The sequence below is a fragment of the Rhizobium sp. PDO1-076 genome (genome assembly GCF_000247475.1).
GTDB lineage: Bacteria > Pseudomonadota > Alphaproteobacteria > Rhizobiales > Rhizobiaceae > Allorhizobium.
In genome coordinates this window covers 1-5,006 of record NZ_AHZC01000138.1, presented here as the reverse complement: position 1 = coordinate 5,006, position 5,006 = coordinate 1, and the positions used below count along the sequence as shown (strand labels likewise).

Sequence of the window (5,006 nt, the reverse complement as noted above, 5' to 3'; positions counted from 1 at the left end):
ATCGTTTGCAGTGACGAACGCCCGGCAGGGCAAGGGGGGTAACCACCTGCCGCCGTGTTCGCATCCCGGGCCTTTCCGCAGTAGAAACCTCGCTTTTGCGCATGACGACCGTTCCTCCACGATCAACGGAGACACCCGATGAAGATCCCATTTCGAATGCCGTGGATATGGTCCTCGGCAGGCAAGGCCGTGTCTGATGAAAAGGCGCTGACCGGTGCCCTTTCAGGTCCCCTGGCGCTGATTGCCGGCGAGGGGCAGGCGCGCTGGACCGGGCGCTCCTACGCAGCATTGTCGCGCGAGGGCTTCATGAAGAATCCGGTCGCCTATCGTGCGGTGCGGATGATTTCCGAGGCGGCGGCCTGCATTCCGTGGCTGGCCTATGGCGGCGCGGCCGAGCAGCCGGAGCATCCGGCGCTGACGCTTCTGGCCCGGCCGAACGCGGCTATGACCGGGCCGGATTTCCTCGAGACGCTTTATGGCCATCTGCTCCTGGCCGGCAATGCTTATGTCGAGCCGCTCAGGCTTGGTGACCGCGCGGCCGAACTGCATCTGCTCAGGCCCGACCGGGTCTCGGTCGTGCTCGGTGCCGACGGCTGGCCGGTCGGCTACGACGACCGCGCCGGCAGTGCCGTCCGGCGCATCGCCGTCGACGGGCTGCTGCATCTGAAGCTGTTTCATCCGCTCGACGACCACCAGGGTTTTCCGCCGCTGGCGGCAGCCCAGGTGGCGCTCGACCTGCACAATGCGTCGGGCCGCTGGAACAAGGCGCTGCTCGACAATTCGGCCAGGCCCTCCGGCGCGCTGGTCTATCAGCCGAAGGAGGGCGGCAATCTGTCGGCCGACCAGTATGAGCGGCTGAAGACCGAACTCGACGAGGGTTATTCCGGGCCGATGCGCGCCGGCCGGCCGCTGCTGCTCGAAGGCGGGCTCGACTGGAAGTCGATGGGGCTTTCGCCGAAGGACATGGATTTTGTCGAGGCGCGCAATGGTGCGGCCCGCGACATCGCGCTCGCCTTCGGCGTGCCGCCGATGCTGATCGGCATTCCCGGCGACAATACCTATGCCAATTACCAGGAGGCCAACCGCGCCTTCTATCGGCTGACCGTGCTGCCGCTGGTGGCGCGCATCGCCGCCAGCCTGTCGGTATTTCTCGGCCAGCTCACCGGCGAGGCGCTGCGGCTGGAACCGGATCTCGACACGGTGGCGGGGCTGGCCACCGAGCGCGACGCGCTCTGGGCCCGGGTCGGCGCGGCGGGGTTCCTGAGCGACGACGAGAAGCGCGAGGCGGTGGGCTATTGAGGCTGGCTGGACCGGTTGCCGATGGCGTGTTGTCGCGCCGGCATCAAATGCTATCCTCGCCCGCCTAGGTTCCTTCACAAGGGCAGCAAATGAACAAGGCCATTCTGTTTGGCGCCGATGACAGCGTCTATGTCCGCATCGCGCGCATGACGTTGCATGAAAAAGGCGTCGACTACGACCTGGTGCCGATCGACATATTTGCAGGAGACAGCGTGCCGGCGGCTTATGTCGACCGGCAGCCTTTCGGCAAGATCCCGTCGTTCGAACAGGATGGTTTTCGCTTGTACGAGACCGGAGCCATCGCCCGCTACATTGACGAGGCTTTTCCCGGACCCAGGCTGCAACCCGAAGACCCGAGGCGACGGGCGCGGATGAACCAGCTGATCAGCATCGCCGACGCCTACATCTATCACCACCTTGTCTGGGGACTGTATGTCGAGCTGGTGTCGAAGGCGGCAAGCGGCGAGCCGCCCGATCAACGCCGGGTTGGCGAGGCGCGTGCCAAGATGCCTGTCTGTCTCGGCGTCCTGTCGGATTTCCTCGGGGACAGCCCCTGGCTCTGCGGCGACAGGCTGACGCTTGCCGATCTCTATCTTGCGCCGATGCTCGACTACTTTCTGATGGTGCCCGAGGGCGTGGAGGAATTTCGCAAGATCGAGAACCTTCGGATCTGGCGTGACCGTATCGGGAGCCGGGAAAGCTTTGCGGCAACATGCCCGCTGGCGCGGTCTTGAAAGCATCTGGCATCGGCGCTGACCGATGTCAGGGGGCAATGATGATGTTCGGGTCGGGAGCCTTGGGGGCGGCATGGGCCGTCGCTTGCTCAACCTGAATCGGAACTGCAAGCACTTCATCCGCCACATTCAGGCGCGGAATCAAACTCTGAGCTTTGGCGCCTAAGCGATTCCATCGACTCGCGAAAACGGCGGCACTTCATGTGCGACATGAAGCGGCGATCGGCGACTGACGCCGGTTTTGCGAGGGGGAAATTGCGCCGGCCGACGCCTACAGAGGCGGGATCGTTCAGGCCGGCGCGGGTTCAAGACTAAGCGCGAAAGATGAACAAATGACTGACTTCAGCCATGACGGCGGCGTGTTTTCCGCGCGCCTGATCGGTGCTGTCGCGGGCTCCGCGATTTCGCTGGTCTATCTCCTGCCCAAGGGTCGCCGCGAGGCGGCGGTACGGCTCGTCACCGGTGTCGCCTGCGGGCTGATCTTCGGCGGACCGACGGGGGTCTGGTGCGCGACGCGGCTGGGACTGACCCAGCATCTGTCGGCGGCCGAGATCATGCTGGCCGGCGCGACGCTTGCCTCGTTCATCGCCTGGTGGGGGCTTGGCCTCCTGGTCCGGCTGACCACGCGGGCTGGGGGGAAGGCGGGGATGTGATTTATCGAGTGGTTACCCCCTCGCTTGGAATTTCTAGCACTTAGCGTTCGCTAAGGTGCTGAAATTCCATTCTCTCCCGCAAGGGGAGAGAGGGAGGCCGCAGCGCCCCGGGCCACGGCAAGAACAACACCGCACAATCATCACAATCACGAGGAGAGATCCGATGCTGCGACCATCCACGGTGGGGGCAAGAGCGGAGGCGGGAGCCGGTGCCCCGAGTTTCAAATATGCCGGGCTGGTGCTGAAGGGCGTGGCCGGCGACGGCAGGTTTTCCGGTTATGCCAGCCTGTTCGGCGAGGTCGATCTCGGCCGTGACGCGATCGAACCGGGGGCGTTCAGGGCCTCGCTCGCCAAGCGCGGCGCGGGCGGCGTGCGCATGCTTTACCAGCACGATCCGGCCGACGTGATCGGCACATGGACGGCGCTGCGCGAGGATGAGCGCGGGCTTTATGTCGAAGGCCGGCTGGCGACCGATGTCGGCCGCGCCCGCGAGGTGCATGCGCTGATGAAGGCGGGCGCGCTCGACGGGCTGTCGATCGGCTTTCGCGCGGTGAAAACGCGTGCCGACCGCAAGACCGGCGTGCGCCGCATCCTCGAGGCCGATCTCTGGGAAATCTCGGTGGTGACCTTTCCGATGCTGCCGACGGCCCGGGTCTCCAACGTCAAGCATCAGCGGTTCTACCGCGACAGGGAAACCGAGCTGGTCCGGCTGATGCGTCGGGCGGCACGGTCGATGGCAGGCAATATCTTCACGAAAGGATGACGCGATGAACGAGCAGGCGATGGAGGAAAGCGGGATGGTGCACCGGGCAAGTCAGCGGACAAGTCAACTGGCAGGCCAACTGGCGGGCGATCGGGCAGGCCAACCGATGGGCGAACTGGCGGGCGAACGGGCGGACGAACGGATGGGCGAGCGGGCAGGCCATGCAATGGCGCTGGTGGCGCCAGAGGTCAAGGCCGCACCCGACACGGTGACGGCGGCGTTCGAGGACTTCATGCAGGCCTTCGAGGCCTTCAAGGAGGGAAATGACCAGCGGCTGTCGGAGATCGAGCACAAGCTGACCGCCGACGTGGTAACCCGCGACAAGGTCGAGCGGATCAACAAGGCGATGGATGAGCAAAGCCGGTTGCTCGACGAACTGGCACTGAAGAAGCTCCGGCCGCCGCTGTCGCGCGCCGGTCGTGATGGGCAGGGCCACGGCTTTGGCCATGATCAGCGCAGCCCGGTCGATGCTGAACACAAGGCGGCCTTCGAGGCCTATATTCGCCGCGGCGACGATGCGGCACTGCGCGACCTCGACCAGAAGTCGCTGAATGCCGGCGTGTCCGGCGAGGGCGGCTATCTCGTGCCGCCGGAAACCGATGGCGAGATCGGCCGGAGGCTCGCCGTGATTTCGCCGATCCGGGCGCTGGCAACCGTGCGTCAGGTGTCGGGCTCGGTGCTGAAGAAGCCGTTTGCCGCGGCAGGCTTTGCCGCCGGCTGGGTGGCGGAGACGGTAGCCCGGCCGCAGACGGCGACGCCGGAACTGTCGGAACTGTCGTTTCCGACCATGGAGCTCTATGCCATGCCGGCCGCCAGCCAGGCACTGCTCGATGATGCCGCCGTCGACATCGAGGCCTGGATCGCCTCCGAGGTCGACGGCGCCTTTGCCGAGCAGGAGGGCACGGCCTTCGTCTCGGGCGACGGGATCAACAAGCCGAAAGGGTTCTTGAGCTATACGCAGGTCGCCGACAGCGCCTGGACCTGGGGCAATATCGGCTTCAAGGCGACCGGCGTCGCCGGTGGTTTTGCCGCCAGTGGCGCGTCGGACGTGCTGATGGACGTCATCTACGCGCTGAAGGCCGGGCATCGCCAGAACGGCAGCTTCGTCATGAGCCGCAGGACGCAGGGCGAGATCCGCAAGCTGAAGGATGCCGACGGCAACTATCTCTGGCAGCCGCCGGCACGGGTTGGCGACACGGCATCGCTGGTCGGTTTTCCGGTTGCCGAGGCGGAGGACATGCCGACGATCGCGGCAGGGGCGACCGCGATCGCCTTTGGCGATTTCCGCGCCGGCTACCTGGTCGTCGACCGGGTTGGGGTGCGCGTGCTGCGCGATCCCTATTCGGCCAAGCCCTATGTGTTGTTCTACACCACCAAGCGCGTCGGCGGCGGGGTACAGAATTTCGAGGCGATCAAGCTGGTGAAGTTCTCGGCTTGAGGGGGTAGGGCATGGGGTAGGAATAGCCCCTCTCTTGGAATTTCTAGCACTTAGCTTTGCTAAGATGCTGAAATTCCATTCTCCCCGCAAGGGGGAGACGTCACCCACCCCTCATCGGC

General features: G+C 65.2%; 5 protein-coding genes. All 5 read left to right on the top strand.

What is annotated here, in order from left to right:
• Nucleotides 1–138 precede the first annotated feature (138 nt).
• The 5 genes from PDO_RS09915 (at nucleotide 139) to PDO_RS09895 (ending at nucleotide 4,887) form a co-directional block, all read left to right on the top strand.
• A complete protein-coding gene (locus tag PDO_RS09915; protein WP_007601173.1) occupies nucleotides 139–1,299 on the top strand; it encodes a phage portal protein in 1,161 nt (386 codons plus the stop codon).
• Between the two features lie 89 nt (nucleotides 1,300–1,388).
• Entirely contained in the window at nucleotides 1,389–2,033 is a 645-nt protein-coding gene (locus PDO_RS09910) for a glutathione S-transferase family protein (protein WP_007601171.1), read from the top strand.
• Nucleotides 2,034–2,365: 332 nt separating this feature from the next.
• Entirely contained in the window at nucleotides 2,366–2,686 is a 321-nt protein-coding gene (locus tag PDO_RS09905) for a DUF6107 family protein (protein WP_007601168.1), read from the top strand.
• 163 nt (nucleotides 2,687–2,849) lie between these two features.
• Entirely contained in the window at nucleotides 2,850–3,449 is a 600-nt protein-coding gene (locus PDO_RS09900; RefSeq protein WP_007601165.1) for an HK97 family phage prohead protease, read from the top strand.
• Nucleotides 3,450–3,591: 142 nt separating this feature from the next.
• On the top strand, nucleotides 3,592–4,887 hold the full coding sequence (locus tag PDO_RS09895) for a phage major capsid protein (RefSeq protein ID WP_037073299.1): 1,296 nt from the start codon (nucleotides 3,592–3,594) through the stop codon (nucleotides 4,885–4,887).
• Nucleotides 4,888–5,006: the final 119 nt, after the last annotated feature.

What these genes read in the sequence shown, in the direction of transcription:
- PDO_RS09915 (WP_007601173.1), top strand. Translation starts at nt 139, where the DNA reads ATGAAGATCCCATTTCGAATGCCGTGGATATGGTCCTCGGCAGGCAAG.
- PDO_RS09900 (WP_007601165.1), top strand. Translation starts at nt 2,850, where the DNA reads ATGCTGCGACCATCCACGGTGGGGGCAAGAGCGGAGGCGGGAGCCGGT.
- PDO_RS09905 (WP_007601168.1), top strand. Translation starts at nt 2,366, where the DNA reads ATGACTGACTTCAGCCATGACGGCGGCGTGTTTTCCGCGCGCCTGATC.
- PDO_RS09895 (WP_037073299.1), top strand. Translation starts at nt 3,592, where the DNA reads ATGGGCGAGCGGGCAGGCCATGCAATGGCGCTGGTGGCGCCAGAGGTC.
- PDO_RS09910 (WP_007601171.1), top strand. Translation starts at nt 1,389, where the DNA reads ATGAACAAGGCCATTCTGTTTGGCGCCGATGACAGCGTCTATGTCCGC.